This window comes from Listeria aquatica, assembly GCF_014223975.1.
GTDB lineage: Bacteria > Bacillota > Bacilli > Lactobacillales > Listeriaceae > Listeria > Listeria aquatica.
In genome coordinates, this window is the sequence record NZ_JAARRM010000001.1 from 1,034,154 (window position 1) to 1,051,890 (window position 17,737).

Below are 17,737 nucleotides of genomic sequence, written 5' to 3' on the forward strand. Positions count from 1 at the left end.
TAAAAAGTAATTTAATTTACTTCTTATTTTGATTAATCTTTTGGTAAACTTCTGCGAGCGTTTGTTCAAACTTCGAATTTATTTTGGGCTCATAGTAATGCTGATGCTTGATTGAATCCGGCAAGTATTGTTGATCCACCCAAGCATTTTCATAGTTATGAGGATATTTATAGTCAAGCGCTCTTCCCAATTTTTTCGCGCCCGAATAATGACCATCACGCAAATGATCGGGAACTTCTCCACTTTTGCCCGCTCGAATATCACTAAGAGCTGCGTCAACAGCCATAATTGCCGAATTCGATTTTGGAGAAAGGCAGAGTTCAATAACAGCATTTGCTAGCGGAATCCTTGCTTCAGGTAACCCAACTTTTTCAGCCGTTTGAACAGCCGCAAGAGTGCGTGCCCCCGCTTGCGGGCTCGCCAGTCCGACATCTTCATAAGCCATGACAAGTAGACGTCTAGTAATACTCACGAGATCCCCTGCCTCAATCAATCTTCCCATATAATGAAGCGCGGCGTTCACATCGCTACCTCGAACAGATTTCTGGAAAGCACTTAAAACATCGTAATGGGCGTCACCGTCTTTATCGTGAGCAAGGCTTTTTCGTTGTAAACATTCTTCTGCAACTTCTAGTGTCACATGAATACTTCCTGATTCATCTGCTTGAGAAGAAACAACGGCAAGCTCCAGTGCATTTAGCGCGCCACGAACATCTCCATTACTCGCTGTCGCAAAATGCGTTCTCGCCTCATCATCTAGCACAACCGCATACTCTCCGAGCCCACGCTCAGAATCCGAGAGTGCCCGGTCGATGGCTAGTTCAATCTCTGAGATCGCTAGTGGTTTTAATTCAAAAATCTGCGCCCGGCTACGAATCGCTGGATTAATAGCGATATAAGGATTGCTCGTTGTCGCGCCAATCAAGATGATCGCGCCACTTTCCAAATGAGGTAGCAAAAAATCTTGTTTCGCTTTATCAAGTCGGTGCACTTCATCTAAAAGCAAAATAACCGTCCCGCTCATTTTAGCTTCTGCTGCTACGATTTCCATATCTTTTTTATTGTTTGTCACCGCGTTCAGTGTGCGAAAAGCATATTCTGTGCTCCCAGCAATCGCACTTGCAATCGATGTCTTTCCGATTCCAGGTGGACCATATAAAATCATAGACGACAGCTTTTTCGCTTGCACCATGCGGTAAATAATTTTGTCTTTTCCAACCAAATGCTCTTGTCCAATTACTTCATCAAGCGTTCTTGGGCGCATTCGGTAAGCTAAAGGTTCCATTGCCATAACACTCAATTCCTCCATTTTTCTCTCTTCATTCCATTATATCATAAGAAAACCAGCAGTTCTTTCATTGAAACTGACTTCCCACTTCGCTATAATAAATATGAATTCAAAGTTTACTTATCTGAATTATGGAGGTTTATCGAAAATGAAAATCACTACTAAAGGCCGATACGGGTTAACTATCGCGCTTGAACTTGCGCGTGAAGTTGGAAATGGACCGATCTCCCTCCGAAGCATTGCAAAGAAAAAGAACCTGTCTGAGCACTATCTGGAACAGCTTATCGGTCCGCTTCGAAACGCAGGCCTTGTAAAAAGCATTCGAGGCGCGCATGGCGGCTACATTTTAAACGGTGATCCAAAGCTTATCACAGCGGGCGACATTATTCGTACGCTTGAAGGGCCAATCGTCCTCGTTGAAGGTATTGAAAACGAAGAAGTCGCACAACGCGAACTTTGGACACGCATGCGGGATGCCGTAAAAAACGTACTCGACCAGACTTCGCTTGCTGATTTAATTGCACATGAAAAAGATACGGAAGAAACTTCGCTGCAAGAAGGCTACATGTTCTATATTTAAGCTATTTAAATAAAAGACAAGAAGTTCCAAGAGGGCTTCTTGTCTTTTGCCTTTTATCATAAAAACATTATCTTGATTTAAAAAGTCTTTTCATGCTTGGCCAAAAAGCCCATTTTCCAAATAGAACGGTAAGTGCCGGCACAAGTAAAGGTCGAATAAGAAAAGTATCAACTAGAATCCCTAACGCTGTTATCAAACCAAATTGCACAAGAAGTTCAATCGGGAGTGTAGTCAAGACAAGGAATGTAGCTGCTAAAATAACTCCGGCAGAAGTAATTACTCCCCCAGTTTCATGCACTCCTTCTTGTACAGCCTTACTAATCGGCATTTTATATGCATTCTTCCAAATGCTCGAAACCATAAATATATTGTAATCCTCTCCAAGCGCTACGATAAAGATAAATGCATATAATGGAATCAAGCCTGAAATGGCGTCAACCCCAAAGAAGTTATGCAAAATTAGCCACCCCATACCAAGAGAAGCAGCATAGGAAAAGAGCACTGTCAAAACAAGATATATCATAGCGATAATAGACTTCAAATAAATAAGCAACAAAACACTAATAAGTACTATAACAAGTGGAATTACTATTTTTTCATCAGTTTTTGAAACAGAATGCTCATCAAATTGGGTAGCAGTTTGTCCAGATATATAAACTTGGCTATCACCGCCCTTTATGGCTCGTTTTAATTTAGGGATTTTGTCCATCGCTTCTTTACTATAAGGGTTTTCATTCAAAATGACTGAATACTTTACAAAGGATTTATTTTTCGAGCTAGGTTCAGCTGAGCTTACTGATTTCACACCTTCGATTTCTTGAAGCGCCTCCTGATCACCACTCTGCCCATTTTTCACTATGACGGTAAGAGGGGCAAGATAACCCGCTCCAAAATGGTCTTCAATTAATCGAAAGCCTTCCTTAGAAGGCATTTCATCCGGGAAACTCGAAAGTGTATCATAACTATAATTAATTTGCGTAACCTGAAATGAAGCTATTCCAAGAAGTACAACAGAGAAGAGTATAATGATAATTGGATGCCTAACTGCTATTTTACCGATCATATCCCACAATCTATTCTCCTTCTTATTTTCTTTTGATGGATGTGGAACAAAAGGCCAAAAGGAAACGCGACCAAAAACTCCTAAAAGTGCTGGAACTAAACTTAAAGAAGAAAGTAGCATAACTAAAATAGCTAAACTAAAAGGAATTGCGAAATTATGGAATGAACCGTATCTTGCAGCAAGAAGTAGTAGCAAAGCACACATCACTGTTAATCCGCTGAGAAGTATAGCTCCTGATACACCTCTAAAAGCCAAACGTAAAGATTTAAATCGATCCTGTTCGATTTTCAGAAAATGTCGGTACCTTGAAATTAAAAATAAACAATAATCAGTCCCTGCTCCAAATAGTAACACAGTCATAATCGAAAGCCCTTGAGAACTATAAGTTATAATTCCTTCTTTTCCGAGAAAACCAAGAATAGGGGTTATAATTAAATAAGCCATCCCAACAGCAATTAGAGGAATTAATGCTAAAATAGGAGAACGATAAATTAATAATAAAATAAGTAATACAATACACACTGTAGCAATTAATAAAGAAACATCTGCATCCTTAAAAAGTTCTGAAGCATCTACGCTAATTCCTGCTGGCCCAGTAGCGCGTGCAATCAGTTTCTTTTCACTATCAAGATTTGTTTCAAAAGGGTTATTTTGAAATATATCACCTGTTCTTTTGTTTAATTCACTAATAGCTATTTTTATTTTTTCTGAACTAGTTCCTTCATCCATAATCACAGTTTGGATAAAAGATGTTTTATCATGAGAGAGTTGCTTCAAAAGGACTTGTGGCGGTACCTTTTCAAGTGAAACCAGCTGATTTTGATTCGGAATTGGTTTGTTTTGTAAAGAGGCATTCAGTTCTTGAATCTTCTCCAAATCGGATACTGAAAGACCTTCGTTTCTTGTCCACGTTATCAATAAAGGAATTCCATTATTTTTAAAATAATGATCTTCAACTTTTTCTGCAACTACTGAGGGTTCCGACTTCGATAAATCATGCGCTGTATCTTCTTTATATGTTGAGGCATTTGGCAGGATGAATTGCAAACCTAAAGCTACAACGATCCAAATAGCAATGATTGTAAAACGCCCTTTTTTTCCACTAATTATTTTTGCTATCCCGTCTTTAATTTTCAAAATAAATCCCCCCTATTCTATTCATTTATCAATTGATAAATGAATGGTTAAAAAAAGAAGCGTTTTACTATACCTCTTTTTTCATAAATCCAAACAAAATCAAATAGATCCTTTTCGATACTTTTTCTCTAATTTCCTTAGTCGATAGCAAATTTACAGGCATAAAAAGTGGAGTAATTGCTGACAAAAAATATTCTGTCGCTTCTTTAGATGTAAGCTGGCTTTCTATATCTCCATTTTTAACAAAATCTGCAAAAATTGTTTCTATAGGTAAAAAATAGCTTCTATACCATAAATCATATAATACTTTCTGGTTTTCTTTTTTCAACTCATTTAAAATATCATGGACCATTAATAAAATATTAGTTGGGTGTTTTTCAATTAAATTTAGTACAACTAGATTAAGTTTAGCTTCACAATTTATCTTTTTATCTAAAATGTTCTTCATGTCAGATTGAATATCAGTAGTTAGATTTTTTACAACCTCAAGATAAAGAACTTCTTTATCTTGAAAATGATGATACAATGCCGGCTGAGTAATTTTAGCAGCCAAAGCTATCTCTCTAGTAGTTACAGCTCGATATCCTTTTTTCATAAAAAGAGTCTTACCAGCATCTAAGATTTTTAAACGGGTTTGAGCCATTTCTTCCGCTCGACTTCTTCTAGCCATCTTAACCCACTCCTTTTTTATTTCATCTTACCTTCTATAATGTTTTTTTTCAAACCAGTCTATATTTACGTTATATATTCTAACAAATATAACAAGAAAACAAATAATACTTGCAAATATATTTCTATTATGTATGATTATATCATGAAACAAAATTATTCATGTTATATAATATAACATGAAATAAAGGAGAGCTGATTATGGAATCTGTTTTTATGTTTTTCTGCACATTATTAGTTTGGATAATGACACCAGGAATTGCATTATTTTACGGAGGAATGGTTCGACGCAAAAACGTGCTAAGTACTGCGATGTATAGTTTTAGCTCCATGGCCATCGTTTCTGTTCTATGGATTTTAATCGGCTATTCACTTACCTTCTCACCAAATAACGCTTTTATAGGCGGTCTCAAGTGGAGTTTTCTTCATGATGTTGGTTTTTCCAGTTCAACACTTTACAGCGATTCAATCCCACACTTGTTATTCATGATGTTTCAAATGACATTTGCCGTTTTGACGGTTGCAATCATATCTGGTGCTTTCGCCGAACGAATGAATTTTCCTGCCTATCTCGTATTTATTCTTCTTTGGTCTTTACTCGTTTACGCACCCGTTGCACACTGGGTCTGGGGCGAAGGTGGATTCTTGCGTGAGCTTGGAGCTCTTGATTTTGCAGGTGGCAACGTTGTCCATATCAGTTCTGGCGTGACGGGACTTATTCTAGCCATCATGATTGGTCGCCGCAAAGAAGCGGATACCGCCTCTCCTCATAATTTACCTCTTGCTTTAATCGGCGGTATCCTTGTCTGGTTTGGGTGGTATGGCTTCAACGTTGGAAGTGCCCTCACCATTGATCACGTAGCTATGACTGCTTTCGTCAACACAAACACGGCCGCTGCAGCGGGAATTATCGGTTGGGGAGCCGTTGAATGGATTATGCATAAACGCCCTACTATACTCGGTACCATTTCTGGAGCTATCGCTGGACTTGTATCCATCACGCCAGCAGCTGGCTTTGTCAGCATAATAGCGTCCCTTCCGATCGGCTTTATCGGTGGAATGCTTTGCTTTTGGGGCGTTTCTTGGTTAAAAGGAAAAGTGAAATATGATGATGCGCTTGACGCGTTTGGATTACATGGAATCGGCGGCATATGGGGTGGCATCGCAACCGGCTTGTTCGCTTCAACCAAAATCAATCCAAACGGAGCAGACGGCCTTTTCTCTGGTCATTACGCTCTACTTTTTAAACAAATTGCTGCGATCAGCGTAACCGTTATATTCGTCTCTATTCTTACGATCATCATCGTTGCTCTCATCCGCTTATTTATTCCTATTCGAGTCAATGAAGAGCAAGAAACAAACGGACTCGACTGGACTTTACACGGAGAAAAAGCTTACCACGACCGCTAAATTTTAAAAATTAGATATAAAAAAGAGATTTCCATGAGTAAATCCTCAAAAACGCCTTTCAATTCTAAAAAAACAATGAGAAATCGCTTGTTTCTCTTCCCAGAAGCCATTTATGCGTTATAATGGGATAGAGATGTCATTAGATTGGAGGCGCAAAGAAGTTATATGCGTAAAATCCCTATATTTACGCTGATTGCCATTTTGCTACTTGGCGGAGGTTACTTTTACTATCAACACGCTTCTTCAAAAGTAAATTTAACATTTAGCTTTAATGTCAGCAAAAAAGACACGGATAAAAAAACAATCAGCGGTACCATTGACGGTGCAGGAAGTACGATCGTTACCCTGCCAGTTTCAAAAAATCTTTTAAATTCCGTAAAAAAAGGAAATCATTATAACATAGAAGCGACTTTCTACAATAAGAAACATGTCGATAAAAGAACCAGCAAAAAACTGGAAGGACCATTTTGGTCGAATGAAAACAATAAAGGCTTGCTTGTCAATAAAGTAAAAGTTGACAACTTAGAAAAAATAACCAATCAATAAAAAATGTGAGTTGCGGGAACTCACATTTTTGTTTGACAAAAAAAGCATCGGCTGAACTAGCCGATGCTTTTTATTAAGATTCTTCTTCTACTTCTAAGCCTAGTTCTTTTAGCTGTGCATTGCTAACCGTACTAGGTGCTTGAGTAAGGAGATCAACCGCACTCCCCGTTTTAGGGAATGCGATGGTATCACGCAAATTGTTGCTTCCCGCTAAGATCATTACAATTCGATCAAGACCAAGTGCAATCCCGCCGTGAGGAGGAGTCCCATATTCGAGCGCATTCATCAAGAAGCCAAATTGTGCTTCCGCCTCTTCATCACTAAATCCAAGCGCACGAAGCATTTTTTGTTGGACCTCTTTTTTGTAAATCCGAAGTGACCCCCCGCCGATTTCGTAACCATTTAAAACAATATCATAAGCTTCCGCCATCGCATCTGCAGGATTTGACTCAAGTTTTTCTATGTCTTCTTCTCGTGGTAAAGTAAACGGATGGTGGGCAGAGACAAATCGCTCTGCTTCGTCATCATATTCGAATAGTGGCCAATCCGTTACCCACAAAAAGGCGAGTTCCTTTTCATCATAAAGCTCCATGTCTTTCCCAAGTTTTGTTCGAAGGGCACCAAGTGAAGCCGCTACTGTTTCTTTTGTGTCTGCCGCAAACAACAATAAGTCGCCTGCTTCCGCTTCAAGAATCTGCCGCAACTCGTTTTGCTTCTCAGCATCAAAAAACTTCGCAATCGGTCCTTTTAGTTCTTCTTGCTCTACTTTCATCCAAGCAAGACCTTTTGCCCCATAAGTCGCAACAAATTCACCTAGTCCGTCAATTTCTTTACGCGAATACTTTTCAGCAGCTTGTTTAGCATTAATCGCTTTAACTTCCCCGCCTGCTTCAAGCGCCCCAGTAAAGACTTTAAATGAAACGTCCTTCACAACTTCTGAAACATCTGTAAGTTCTAGCCCAAACCGAACATCTGGTTTATCACTTCCGAAACGTCTCATCGCCTCTTCATAAGTCATTTTTTGGAAAGGTCGAGGAATTTCAATTCCCTTCACTTCTTTTACAACTGCCGTTAGCATAATTTCCGTTATTTCTTGAATTTCTTCTTTACTCAAGAAGCTTGTCTCTAGGTCCACTTGTGTAAATTCAGGTTGACGATCACCTCGAAGATCTTCATCTCGGAAACAACGGACAATTTGATAATATTTATCAAATCCGGCTGTCATCAGCAACTGTTTCAAAATTTGCGGTGATTGAGGTAATGCATAAAAACTACCTGGATAGATCCGACTAGGAACTAAATAATCACGTGCACCTTCTGGCGTGCTCTTCGTCAAATATGGTGTTTCAATATCATAAAACCCTAATTCATTCAGTTTTTCACGAAATACACGGGTAACATGATGACGCATTTTAAAAATAGCCGTCATTTCTGGGCGTCTAAGGTCTAAATAACGATATTTAAGTCGCAGTTCGTCGGAAACATTTATTCCATCTTCAATATAGAAAGGAGGAGTTTTCGAGCGATTTAAAATCGTCACTTCACTTGCAAGAACTTCAATTTTCCCTGTTTTAAGCTTGTCATTAACCGCTTCTTCACGTCTTAATGCCACTTCTCCTTTAACCGAAATGACGAATTCGGAGCGGATCTCTTCTGCAACTGAGAGCGCTTCACTAGAAATTTCAGGATTGAAAACGACTTGAACAATCCCCTCGCGATCTCGTAAATCGATAAAAATGAGTCCTCCTAAATCACGGCGTTTTTGTACCCAACCATGCAGGGTAACGATTTCACCTTGATTTTTTTCAGTTAGTTCTCCACAATAAGTCGTTCTTTTTTCCATTATTTGTCCCCCTCAGCTTGTTCTTCAAGCGTTGTAATTAATTCAGTTTCAGTAACGAGGAACTGCTCACCCGTAGCCATATTTTTTAAGCTATATTCGCCTGTTCGAATTTCGTCTTCACCGATGATTACTGTATATCTAGCTTTCTTGCGATCCGCATCTTTAAGTTGTGCTTTTAATTTCCGTTTTTGGTAATCTTTTTCAGCACTTATATCATGATTTCGAAGCGTGCTAACAAGTTGAACAACTTTTTCATCTGCTTCCTCTTGTGCAGAAATCACATAACAAATGAGCGGGTTCGATTCCGGGATCTCTACTTGAGCTTTTTGAAGCGCAAGCAAGACACGTTCAACACCCATCCCAAAACCAATTCCTGGTGTATCTGGTCCATCAAATTCTTGCACAAGGCCATGATAACGACCGCCACCGCAAAGCGTTGTCTTAGCACCAAATCCTTCTTCATCACTCATAATTTCAAATGTAGTGTGATTATAGTAGTCTAATCCCCTTACAAGCGTCGGATCCACTGTATAAGAAATCCCAATCGTATCGAGAAATTCTTTTACCTTTGAAAAGTATTCCTCAGACTCTTCATTTAAAAAGTCCAAAATAGAAGGAGCGCTTTTCACAAGCGGATGTTCATGATCTGTTTTGCAATCAAGAATCCGAAGTGGATTTTTATAAAGCCGTGCTTGGCAATCTGAGCAAAATTCATCAATTTGTGGTTCAAAATGAGCAATTAACGCTTCTCGGTGTTTTAAGCGACTTTCTTTATCTCCTAGGCTGTTAATGACAAGAGAAATGTTTTTTAGGCCAATTGAGCGAAAAAAATTCATAGCAAGTGAAATCACTTCTGCATCAATGGACGGGTCATCGCTCCCAATTGCTTCAAGCCCCATTTGTGTGAATTGACGCTGCCTTCCACCTTGTGGGCGCTCGTAGCGGAACATAGGACCATTATAATAAAGTTTTATGGGTTGGTTTACTTCACCAAACATTTTATGTTCAACAAAAGAACGAACAACTGAAGCAGTTCCTTCAGGACGTAGTGTTAGACTTCTTCCTTTTTTATCTTGAAAAGTATACATTTCTTTTGTCACGATATCCGTTGAATCACCCACGCCACGCTCAAAAAGTTCGGTATGTTCAAAAATTGGTGTTCGAATTTCGCTATAACGATAAGTTTCGCAAATCGAACGAAATTTATTTTCTAAAAAGTGCCAACTTCCAATCTCATTTGGTAAAATGTCTCTTGTTCCGCGAGGTAATTGAATTTCCATGGTTGTTTCCTCCTTAGTTTAATCTAATTTTATTCAAACATATAAAAACTCCCGCCCCTTGTCATTTAACTAACAAGGGACGAGAGAGAAATTCACCCGTGGTACCACCCTAATTGGAATCCTAGATTCCCACTTTTCCATAACGCTGGATTCGCGTTTCAGTCTACTTTACATCCTTCGACTGAAACCTCAGAAGTGTCTTTCCATAACCTTTCACCACAGATTTCTTTCAGCCAAATGAAATCCTCTCTTTTCTGGGAGTGAAGCTTGTACTTTTCTTCGTCACTGGTCAGTATATGAATTATTTTTAGATTACTAGAAAACGGCAAGAAAGTCAATATCAGCCAAGTTTTTTCTAAAAAGTAGTTTAAGGTTTCACACAAACGCATTTTATGGTAACATTTGAATAAGTTAACTTTTACTTTGGGGGTGTTTCGATTTCGTGCGAAAGAATTTCATATTGATTTCGATTTTATCGACAGCACTCATTGCAGCTGGAATTTTAGTGACCTTTGCAATGGCCCATGCCAATTCGGTCAGCGTCGAAGCTGACGTTGTCAACGTTCGGAGCGGCCCTGGTCTTGCCTATGATGTCACAAGTCAAGTTCGGAAAAATGATGTGCTTCAGGTAATCGGAGAAGAAAATAAATGGTATAAAGTTCGTCTTGAAGACGGAAATAGCGGCTGGGTTGCGAGCTGGCTCGTTAAGAATACATCAGTTAGTGCTGCAAGTAACAGTATCGCCGTAGTTTCTTCTGAAGGTGGATTAAATGTAAGAGAAAAACCGAGTACCGACAGTGCCGTGCTTGGCATGTTAAATACAAATGACCAAGTTAACGTTGTAAGTGAACAAAATGGTTGGGCTCAAATTCAATACCAAGGTCGAAACGCTTGGGTAAGTTCAGATTACATAACGATTCGAAACTCTACGACAAAAAGCGCTTCAAAAGACCTGCAAAGCATTTCGATTCGTGAAAACGAAACGAATATTCGCAATAAGCCAGATCTAAGCGGCAGCGTCCTTGAAAAAGCTGATTCTGGGGAAACTTATGAAATCGAAGGCGTTCAAGGCGATTGGTATCAAGTCAAAACTTCAAATGGAAGTACCGGATACGTGGCGAACTGGGTTGTTGATATTTCTTCTGGAGGAGAGACGCCGCAAAAATCAAAAACAACAAAACTTTCGGAAGCGACTATTGTTCTCGATCCGGGACACGGTGGGAATGATCCAGGTGCAAAAGGCGATAAGGGAACCGTTGAAAAAAGCGCAACCTTAAAAACTGCTAAAGCAATTCGTTCCAAGCTTGAAAGTGCTGGTGCTAAAGTTGTGATGACACGAAACAAAGATGAATATGTTTCGCTTCGCGATCGCAATAAAACCGCTGCAAAAAATCAAGCTGATGTCTTTATAAGCATCCACTTTGATAGTGTTGAAGATAGTGCTGATGGAAGTGTTAGCGGACAAACCACTTATTATTACAAAAAACGCGATAAAGAACTGGCGAATACGATAAACGATAGTTTAGGTGATGCGTTATCTATTTCTAACCGGGGTGCACGAGTTGGCGATTACTATGTAGTACGTGAAAACGAACAACCTGCTCTCCTTCTTGAACTTGGCTATCTTAGCTCACGTCAAGATGAAGATCGAATCAATTCAAGCTCTTACCGCAATCAAATTGCAGATGCTGTAACAGAAGGTTTAGCCAATTACTTTACCAACTAAAAAAAGTAGCGCTTTTCATAAGCGCTACTTTTTTGTATCTATATTATTTAGCAAGTTCATCCGAATCGAGCATAATGGTAACGGGGCCATCATTTGTAATCGTGACTTGCATCGAAGCACCGAAAACCCCAGTTTCCACATTTATGCCAAGTTCTTGTTCAAGTTTTTCATTAAAGAGTTGATAAAGTGCCTCTGCTTCATTTCCAGGCGCTGAATCTGTAAAACTAGGTCGCCTTCCCTTACGAACATCGGCATAAAGCGTAAACTGAGAAACACTTAAAATGCCAGCACCAACATCTAGAAGTGATAAATTCATTTTCTCATTTTCGTCTTCAAAAATACGCAACCCCGCAATTTTTTTCACCAATACATCAATTTCTTTTTCTGTATCTGTATGAGTGAATCCAACTAGCAGGCAAAGGCCGAATGGGATTTCCCCTGTAATTTCACCATCAATAGTAACACTTGCTGATTTCGTTCGCTGAAGTAAGACACGCATTTTATCTCCTCCTTTAATTCATCAATCTTCGTACTGTATAAACATCAGGAATTTGTTTGATTTTATCGACCACCCGTTGCAGGTGGGCGATATTATGAATTTGAAGTGTCAAAACAAGAGTTGCCATTTTATTTTGATCTACCTTGGCATTAACCCCATTGATATTCGACGTCAAGCTATTCACAACTTGCAAAATATCGTTTAATAAGCCACTCCGGTTATAGCCAAATACTTCAATATCAACATTATAATCCGTTTTTGATTTTTCATCAGCATCTTCCCACTCTACGTCAATCAAACGATCTGTTTCCGTAGACTGGACATTTGGACAGTCTTTCCTGTGAATAGAAATTCCCCGTCCTTTTGTAATATAACCGACAATTTGATCACCTGGAACTGGATTACAACAACGAGATAATCGAATTAATAAATTCCCAACGCCCTGAACCACAACCCCTGCATTGTGTTTAATTTTAAGTTTCTCATTGTTTTGCTCTGCTGAGTTATTCTTTTGCTCCGCCTGCGTTAATAGTTTTTCTGTTTGTTCTTCTTGCTCACGCTCTTTCCGTTCTTTTTCCGAAAGCCGATTCGCAACTTGGAGTGCCGTAATGCCGTTATAACCAACAGCAGCAAACAAATCGTCTTCCTGAGCAAAATTCAATTTGTCGATAATGCGTTTCATATTTTCTTGCGTCATAATTTTCTTCGGTTCATAATCCATTTGCCGAAGTTCTTTTTCAACCATGTCACGGCCTTTTTCGATATTCTCTTCTTTATCTTGGCGTTTAAAGAACTGACGGATTTTGTTTCGCGCTTGTGAAGTTTGAACAAGTTTGAGCCAGTCACGACTTGGTCCATAGGAATGTTTGGACGTCAAAATATCAATAATATCGCCTGTTTTTAATTTATAATCAAGCGTCACGATTTTCCCGTTTACTTTCGCACCAATTGTTTTATTTCCAATTTCCGTGTGAATTCGATAAGCAAAATCAAGTGGTACAGACCCGTTTGGAAGCTCAAACACATCGCCTTTTGGAGTGAAAACATAAACCACATCGGAAAACAAATCTAGTTTGAGCGATTCCATAAATTCTTCCGCATTATCTGACTCATTTTGATATTCAAGAATTTCCCGGAACCACGTCATTTTGTTATCGAAAGAAGTTTTTGAGTTTACGACTTTGCCTTCTTTATAAGCCCAGTGCGCAGCAACCCCATACTCTGCAATTTGATGCATTTCCTGCGTTCTAATTTGCACTTCAAGTGGCTCACCTTGTGGTCCAATAACTGTCGTATGAAGTGATTGATACATATTTGATTTTGGCATAGCAATGTAATCTTTAAAACGCCCAGGCATCGGTTTCCATCTCGTATGAATCACACCAAGGACGGCATAACAATCTTTGATGCTACTGACGAGAATTCGAACAGCCAATAAGTCATAGATTTCATTAAATTGTTTATGTTGTTCTGACATTTTTCGATAAATGGAATAAATATGTTTTGGACGCCCTGAAATATCCGCTTCAATATGCAATTCTTTTAAATTTTCTTCCACCCCGTCAATCACATCTTGTAAATAGCGTTCCCGCTCGCCACGTTTTTGCTTCATCAAATGTACAATCCGGTAGTATTGTTGCGGATTTAAATAGCGCAGTGCCGTGTCTTCAAGCTCCCACTTAACACGACTAATCCCAAGCCTGTGAGCAAGTGGAGCAAAGATTTCAAGTGTTTCTGTCGCAATTCGGCGCTGCTTTTCAACTGGCAAATGTTTTAACGTCCGCATGTTATGCAAACGATCCGCAAGTTTGATTAAAATGACACGAATGTCTTGCGCCATCGCAATAAACATTTTCCGGTGATTTTCTGCTTGTTGTTCTTCGTGCGATTTATATTTAATTTTCCCGAGTTTAGTCACCCCGTCGACAAGCATCGCTACTTCCTCACCAAAAGCCTCCCGCAAATCATCAAGCGTCACCTCCGTATCTTCCACAACATCATGCAAAAAACCAGAAGCAACTGTTTGCGGATCCATATGAAGCTCGACTAAAATACCGGCGACTTGTACCGGATGAATAATATAAGGCTCCCCTGATTTACGAAACTGTTCGCTATGCGCATCACGGGCAAATTTATAGGCTTTTTCAACTATAGAAAGATGTTCCTGATTCATATAGTGAGAAGCCATTTCAATCACTTGTTCAGCCGTTAAATTTTGATCTTTCGCCATTTTTATCCACCCCTTTTTGTTCAGCCAGAAAAGATTCTTGTTTTCATTATACACGACTAAATATTCTTTAGAAAGTAGTTTTAAAGTCTGATAAAGAAAAAACCACTTTCTAAACGAAAATGGTCTTCTTTCTTTAAAAATCCATCAAAATTAAACGATCGTAGCCATTTAATTTTTCATGCCCATGAAGTTCTGTTAATTCAATCAAAAAGGCACAACCGGCAACTACGCCACCAAGTTTTTCAACTAGCTTAATCGTCGCTTCAATCGTTCCACCCGTTGCAAGCAAATCATCTGTGATCAGCACTCGTTGCCCCGGCTTAATCGCATCTTTGTGCATCGTAAGTGTATTCGTCCCGTATTCAAGCGCATATTCCATCTCGATCGTTTCGCGAGGTAATTTTCCAGGCTTTCGAACAGGGGCAAAGCCAATGCCAAGTGCATAAGCGACTGGGCACCCAATGATAAAGCCACGCGCTTCGGGTCCAACAATCAAATCAACTTCTAGTTTTTCCGCATATTTCACGATTTGATCAGTCGCAAATTTATAAGCTTCTCCATCATTCATAAGTGGTGTAATATCTTTAAAGACAATGCCTTCTTTTGGCCAGTCCTCAACAATCGCCACATAATTTTTCAGTTCATTTAAATCCATGTTTGGTTTCCTCCAAGTTTTAGAGCTATTACTCCATGATCCGCTTCATCCAGTTGAGTAAATCCGAATAACTGGCGTAAAGCAGTTTTTGTCGTGTTTCCAGTTCACGTTCTTTCCGCTGATACAGTTCCGCTTCCTCTAAGTTTCGTTTCCCTGCTGTTTCTTGAAGCGTCACCATATCACCTTCCATTTTAACAAAATTCAGTTCAAAAAACACGCCTGACATAAACTCAATTTGTTGTTTGCTCCAGCCAAATTTTAGCGTCAATGCTTCTTCATACTGATTTAGCGAAAATGGTTGGAATTTTTTAATGAGTCCGTAAAGCGAAGCGAATGCTTTTCTGTCAGGCAAGCGGTCCATCGCATGATTTTCTCCAGAATTAAAATGAAAGTAAATTTTTTCTGGCTGAATTTCCTGCACTATACGTTCAAGCTGACCCACTTCTTGTGGAATATCAGCAAAAATGATTTCCTCAGATTTAGGTAGTAGAGACGGGTCAACTGAATCACTAAACGCAACCACCGTTTCTTCCAAATTCGCAAGCGCTTGTTTGCTTGACTCTTCAAAACAGATAAAAATACGCTCACTTTTTTTCTCGCGAAGTAATTGATTCCATTCCGTGCGGTTCCGAACATCAAACACTTGCCAGTGTGCAACAGAAAGGTCCACAAGACGTAGCTGCGGCTTCCGCACATTATTCCACTCATTAACCGAAAGTTCCCCGACAACATCCACCTCCGCAGCCGGAGAAAGCTCTGACACAAGGTGACCGATGTTAAATCCAACCGCGTCTAATGAAACTTCATCTTTTTTCAAGAAGGTTTTAAGATGCGTCTTATCCGCTCCAATTTGCTTCGTCCCCTCGAGATGCACACCTGCAAATTTGAATAGAGGTTTGGGGTTTCCTGTTCCAAATGGTGCCATTTGCTCCACCATTTGAATGAAAGATAAACTAACCGTTTCAAGTGAAATAGTATCTTCAATAAGAAGCGCCGGCTTCAAATCTTCTTGAGAAAGCTTGGCGGCTTGCTTTTCCATATTTTCCGTAAACTCAAGGATAGCATCCACACGTAGCGTCAGGCCAGCAGCCATCGGATGCCCTCCAAATGCTTCTAAAAGGTCGCGGTTTTGATCAAGCTCTTGATAAAGGTGAAAAGCCGGAACACTTCGTCCCGAACCTTTGGCAAGTCCAGTTTCTTCATCAATTGCAAGACAAATCGTTGGCCTTCCAAATTTCTCAACGAGACGCGAAGCAACAATTCCCAAAACCCCCGCGTTCCAGCCCGTAGCAGACACAACAATCATACTTGGCATTTTCTCCATCTCTTCAACCATTTGAGAAGCCTGTTTCGTCATATCCTGAACGAGTGCGCGGCGCTCCTTGTTCGCTTCATCAATCAATTGCGCGAGTTCATCTGCTTCTTCATCCATCTGCGCAAGAAGGAGTTCACAAGCTGGATCTGCATCTCCTAGCCTTCCCACCGCGTTTAGTCGAGGCGCGAGGCTAAAACCAATCGTTTCCTCAGTTGCTTCGTGTAGCTTAGCTCCCGCCTTTTTAGCAAGAGACTGTAGTCCAAGATTTGGAGTGTTTCGAAGAACTTGAAGTCCTTTTTGAACAAGCAACCGGTTCTCATCAGTTAACGAAACAAGATCTGCGACCGTTCCAACCGCAACAAGGTCAAGTAACTCTTCAGGCTCTTCGCCAAGCAGTGCGTGCGATAACTTATAGCTAACCCCCACTCCCGCTAGATCATGAAAAGGATATTCTGAAAGCGGGTGGCGCGGATGAATCACAGCGACGGCTTCCGGAAGGGTTTCTCTTTTTTCATGGTGATCGGTCACAATCACGTCCAAATCGATTTCTTTTGCAAAGTCCATGACATCAAGCGCCGCAATTCCGTTATCCACTGTGATTAAAAGGTCATATCCTTGATTTTTAATCATTTGAAAGGCCTCTTTATTAGGTCCATATCCTTCTGTGAAACGGTTGGGAATATAAAAATCGACTTGAGCACCTAATTTTTCAAGCGACTTAAATAAAACGGCAATGCTTGTCACACCGTCTGCATCATAGTCCCCATAAATCATTATTTTTTCATTTTGATGAATAGCTTGTTTAATTCTTTCCACTGCAACATCCATTTCTTTCAGTAAAAATGGATCGTAGGCAGAAAATTTATCTGGATGGAAAAATTTATCTAGCTGCCCCTTTGTTGTAACTTTTCGCTTCGAGAGCATTTCTGCGAGAACAGGCGAGACGCCCAACTCTTCGGCAAGTAGGGCTATTTTATCTTTCGCGATTTCTTCTGTTTTCCAAATGTATTTTGAATGAATCACAATCGTTCCACCTTTCAACCCTCCTATTATACCGAACTTTTCTTTATTTTGACAGCAGAACTTCTTTTATAAGGAAACAAAAAAGCCAAACCCTTACAGGGTTGGCTTTTTTGTTTCTTCTTTCGTTTCTTTTTTATCCCCAACATCAATCGTTGACTTTTTGCCATGCATAGCTTCGGCCGCTGCAAGTTTGCGAGATAGCTCCGTGTTTTCTTCTTTCAAATGTTTGATTTGTTTATTTCCGCTTCGTACCTTAGAAATATTCAAGAAGAAAATGATCAAACAACCAATTAAAACCGATCCCAAAATAACTAATACAAGTGGCCACTCAGCCTTGGCAAATAAGAAATTCACCTGAACTGAATCCACATTGATCACCGCAAAAATCGCGATAAACAGCACTAGCAATATTCCCAAAATAACTTGCCACTGGTTTTTCATATAACTCCATCCCCCAAAACAATAAATTTGAA

The 17,737-nt window shown here is 39.7% G+C and carries 14 protein-coding genes and 1 other annotated feature; of the genes, 4 read left to right on the top strand and 10 right to left on the bottom strand.

Annotated elements, in window-relative coordinates:
* Positions 1-16 precede the first annotated feature (16 nt).
* Positions 17-1,291: a replication-associated recombination protein A gene (locus HB912_RS05080; RefSeq protein ID WP_185372617.1), complete on the bottom strand. Its 1,275-nt coding sequence runs from the start codon at positions 1,289-1,291 to the stop codon at positions 17-19.
* Positions 1,292-1,436: 145 nt separating this feature from the next.
* Here HB912_RS05080 and cymR point away from each other — a divergent pair, with 145 nt between their 5' ends.
* Positions 1,437-1,868, top strand: coding sequence for a cysteine metabolism transcriptional regulator CymR (cymR, locus tag HB912_RS05085; RefSeq protein WP_185372619.1), 432 nt, complete (start codon positions 1,437-1,439; stop codon positions 1,866-1,868).
* Positions 1,869-1,935: 67 nt separating this feature from the next.
* Here cymR and HB912_RS05090 read toward each other — a convergent pair whose 3' ends face one another.
* Both HB912_RS05090 and HB912_RS05095 read right to left on the bottom strand, forming a co-directional pair.
* The gene (locus HB912_RS05090; protein ID WP_185372900.1) at positions 1,936-4,062 is read right to left on the bottom strand and encodes an MMPL family transporter; all 2,127 of its coding nucleotides are present in this window, start codon (positions 4,060-4,062) and stop codon (positions 1,936-1,938) included.
* 73 nt (positions 4,063-4,135) lie between these two features.
* Positions 4,136-4,738 (bottom strand): TetR/AcrR family transcriptional regulator, encoded by a 603-nt coding sequence (locus tag HB912_RS05095; protein WP_185372621.1) that lies wholly within the window; start codon positions 4,736-4,738, stop codon positions 4,136-4,138.
* Between the two features lie 200 nt (positions 4,739-4,938).
* On the opposite strand from HB912_RS05095, the gene HB912_RS05100 reads away from it, so the two are divergent.
* The gene (locus HB912_RS05100) at positions 4,939-6,147 is read left to right on the top strand and encodes an ammonium transporter (protein ID WP_185372623.1); all 1,209 of its coding nucleotides are present in this window, start codon (positions 4,939-4,941) and stop codon (positions 6,145-6,147) included.
* 165 nt (positions 6,148-6,312) lie between these two features.
* Positions 6,313-6,693, top strand: coding sequence for a hypothetical protein (locus HB912_RS05105; protein ID WP_185372625.1), 381 nt, complete (start codon positions 6,313-6,315; stop codon positions 6,691-6,693).
* Between the two features lie 73 nt (positions 6,694-6,766).
* Here HB912_RS05105 and aspS read toward each other — a convergent pair whose 3' ends face one another.
* Together aspS and hisS are read right to left on the bottom strand one after the other, a co-directional pair.
* A complete protein-coding gene (aspS, locus tag HB912_RS05110) occupies positions 6,767-8,536 on the bottom strand; it encodes an aspartate--tRNA ligase (RefSeq protein ID WP_185372627.1) in 1,770 nt (589 codons plus the stop codon).
* Positions 8,536-9,816 carry a histidine--tRNA ligase gene (gene hisS, locus HB912_RS05115; RefSeq protein WP_185372629.1) on the bottom strand — a complete coding sequence of 427 codons (1,281 nt, stop codon included), beginning with the start codon at positions 9,814-9,816 and terminating at the stop codon, positions 8,536-8,538. The genes aspS and hisS overlap by 1 nt, the downstream gene beginning before the upstream one ends.
* A gap of 72 nt (positions 9,817-9,888) precedes the next feature.
* Positions 9,889-10,111: a binding site (T-box leader), on the bottom strand.
* 147 nt (positions 10,112-10,258) lie between these two features.
* On the opposite strand from hisS, the gene HB912_RS05120 reads away from it, so the two are divergent.
* The gene (locus tag HB912_RS05120; protein ID WP_036073412.1) at positions 10,259-11,542 is read left to right on the top strand and encodes an N-acetylmuramoyl-L-alanine amidase family protein; all 1,284 of its coding nucleotides are present in this window, start codon (positions 10,259-10,261) and stop codon (positions 11,540-11,542) included.
* Between the two features lie 43 nt (positions 11,543-11,585).
* On the opposite strand, the gene dtd is transcribed toward HB912_RS05120, so the two are convergent.
* The 5 genes from dtd to HB912_RS05145 form a co-directional block, all read right to left on the bottom strand.
* Positions 11,586-12,041, bottom strand: a complete 456-nt coding sequence (gene dtd, locus HB912_RS05125) for a D-aminoacyl-tRNA deacylase (RefSeq protein WP_185372631.1) — start codon at positions 12,039-12,041, stop codon at positions 11,586-11,588.
* A gap of 13 nt (positions 12,042-12,054) precedes the next feature.
* Positions 12,055-14,271, bottom strand: coding sequence for a RelA/SpoT family protein (locus HB912_RS05130; protein ID WP_185372633.1), 2,217 nt, complete (start codon positions 14,269-14,271; stop codon positions 12,055-12,057).
* 133 nt (positions 14,272-14,404) lie between these two features.
* A complete protein-coding gene (locus tag HB912_RS05135; protein WP_036073406.1) occupies positions 14,405-14,926 on the bottom strand; it encodes an adenine phosphoribosyltransferase in 522 nt (173 codons plus the stop codon).
* A gap of 28 nt (positions 14,927-14,954) precedes the next feature.
* Positions 14,955-17,264 (bottom strand): single-stranded-DNA-specific exonuclease RecJ, encoded by a 2,310-nt coding sequence (gene recJ, locus HB912_RS05140; protein ID WP_185372635.1) that lies wholly within the window; start codon positions 17,262-17,264, stop codon positions 14,955-14,957.
* 93 nt (positions 17,265-17,357) lie between these two features.
* Positions 17,358-17,705 (bottom strand): LapA family protein, encoded by a 348-nt coding sequence (locus HB912_RS05145; protein ID WP_185372637.1) that lies wholly within the window; start codon positions 17,703-17,705, stop codon positions 17,358-17,360.
* Positions 17,706-17,737 lie beyond the last annotated feature (32 nt).